This is a genomic window from Microbacterium sp. ISL-103, assembly GCF_018613995.1.
In the GTDB taxonomy this organism is placed as follows: domain Bacteria; phylum Actinomycetota; class Actinomycetes; order Actinomycetales; family Microbacteriaceae; genus Microbacterium.
The window spans coordinates 1-2,461 of the sequence record NZ_JAGGPD010000577.1 but is presented as its reverse complement, the minus strand read 5'-3'; the positions used below and the strand labels follow the sequence as shown (position 1 = coordinate 2,461).

The following is a 2,461-nucleotide window of genomic DNA, read 5'->3' as shown; positions in this document are numbered from 1 at the left end:
GTCGTCGACCCGCTGCAGTTGAAGCAGGGCGACTTCGTCGTGCACAACACCCACGGCATCGGTCGCTTCGTCGAGATGACGAAGCGCGAGGTCTCGACGGGCGGCCGCAACGCGACGAAGTCCGTGCGCGACTACCTGGTGCTCGAGTACGCGCCGTCGAAGCGCGGATACCCGGGCGACAAGCTCTATGTGCCCACCGATCAGCTCGACCTGCTCTCGAAGTACGTCGGAGGTGAGGGGCCCACCCTCTCGAAGATGGGCGGCAGCGACTGGTCGCAGGCCAAGGGCAAGGCCCGCAAGGCGGTGCGCGACATCGCCGTCGAGCTGGTCAAGCTGTACTCGGCGCGGATGAGCGCCAAGGGGCATGCGTTCGGACCAGACACCCCCTGGCAGCGCGAGCTCGAAGAGGCCTTCCCGTTCGCCGAGACCCTCGACCAGCTGCAGACGATCGACGAGATCAAGGCCGACATGGAGCGGCCGATCCCGATGGACAGGCTGCTCTCGGGCGACGTCGGGTTCGGCAAGACCGAGGTCGCGGTGCGCGCCGCGTTCAAGGCGATCCAAGACGGTAAGCAGGTCGCGATGCTCGTGCCGACCACGCTGCTCGTCAAGCAGCACCTCGAGACCTTCACCGAGCGCTTCGCCGGATTCCCCGTGAAGGTGCGTCCGCTGTCGCGCTTCCAGTCCGACAAAGAGGCCCGCCTCACGCTCGACGGCCTGCTCGACGGCACCGTCGACATGGTGATCGGTACCCACCGGATCCTCACCGACCAGGTCATGTTCAAAGACCTCGGGCTGATGATCATCGACGAGGAGCAGCGGTTCGGCGTCGAGCACAAGGACACGCTCAAGAAGATGAAGACCAACGTCGACATCCTCGCGATGAGCGCCACGCCGATCCCGCGCACGCTCGAGATGGCAGTCACCGGCATCCGCGAGATGTCGACACTGGCCACGCCCCCCGAAGACCGGCATCCGATCCTCTCGTTCGTCGGCCCCCGCAGCGACAAGCAGATGGCCGCGGCGATCCGCCGCGAGATCCTGCGCGAGGGACAGGTGTTCTTCGTGCACAACCGCGTGCAGTCGATCCAGCGCGTCGCGGCCCAGCTCGCCGAGCTCGTCCCCGAGGCGCGCATCGCCGTCGCCCACGGACAGATGGGAGAGCACGCCCTCGAGCAGGTCGTCGACGACTTCTGGGAGCGCAAGTTCGACGTGCTCGTCTCGACGACGATCATCGAGACCGGTCTCGACATCTCGAACGCCAACACGATCATCATCGATCGCGCCGACAAGTACGGGCTGAGCCAGCTGCACCAGTTGCGCGGCCGTGTCGGGCGCGGTCGCGAGCGCGCGTACGCGTACTTCCTCTACGACGAGATGAAGCCGCTCAGCGAGACGGCCGCCGACCGTCTGCAGACGATCGCCGTCAACAACGACCTCGGGTCCGGCATGCAGGTCGCGCTGAAGGACCTCGAGCTGCGTGGCGCCGGAAACCTCCTCGGCGGCGAGCAGGCCGGACACATCGCCGGCGTCGGCTTCGACCTCTATCTGCGCATGATCGGCGAGGCCGTCGCGACCTTCCGCGGCGAGGACGTCGAGTCCGGGCAGGAGCTGCGACTCGAGCTTCCGCTCGACGCGCGCATTCCCGAGTACTACATCGACAGCGAGCGCCTGCGCCTCGAGGCCTATCAGAAGCTCTCCGCCGCATCGACGGCGACCGCGAAGGACGACGCGATCGATCTCGTGATCGACGAGCTCACCGATCGCTACGGCACTCCGCCCGACGAGGTCACCGGACTCATCGCCGTCGCTCGTCTGCGTCGCCGCGCCGCCAAGGCCGGCCTCGCCGACGTCGTGGTGATGGGGTCGAACCTGCGCATCGCGCCGGCGCGGCTCGAGGAGTCGATCAAGGTGCGACTGCAGCGTCTCTACCCGAAGGCGAAGCTCGTCTCCGGCGGCGAGGCGCTCGTCGTGCCGATGCCGACGATCCCGGCTGCGGTGGGTGTCGGCCTCGAGCCGCTGCCCGACGCCGAGCTGCTCGAGTGGGTCAACCAGCTCTTCACGGCCATCTTCCCGGAGCCCGTGAAGGTCGAGTGACCGCGACCTCCTACAACGAGAAGCCGCCGTCGGCGGTCAGCACCTGACCGACGACCCACGCTCCGGCATCCGTGCACAGCCAGCCGATCAGGCGCGCCGGGTCGTCGGGCCGGCCCACGCGGCCGAACGGGGTGTCGGCGATCCACGCCTCGACGCCCGACAGATCGCGATCCGTCGTGTCGGCGTCGAGGTAGCCGGTGTTCACCGGGCCCGGATTGACGGTGTTCAGGACGATCCCGACATCGAGCAGCTCGGCGGCGGCCGAGCGGGTGATCCCCGCCAACGCAGCCTTGCTCGTCGCATACGAGATCTCGCCCCGCATGGCTCCGTGGGCCTGCCCGGAGGTCCTCCCGACGACGCGGGC

2 protein-coding genes are annotated in these 2,461 nt (G+C 68.0%); one reads left to right on the top strand and one right to left on the bottom strand.

Translation table 11 applies throughout. From position 1 onward, the window contains the following. Window positions 1–2,097: transcription-repair coupling factor (mfd, locus tag J7E68_RS18075; RefSeq protein ID WP_215174935.1), on the top strand; the 2,097-nt coding region annotated here is incomplete at its 5' end. A gap of 10 nt (window positions 2,098–2,107) precedes the next feature. Here the strand turns inward: mfd and J7E68_RS18070 are convergent. Continuing rightward, a partial coding sequence (locus tag J7E68_RS18070) for an SDR family oxidoreductase (protein WP_251049129.1) occupies window positions 2,108–2,461 on the bottom strand: 354 nt, incomplete at its 5' end.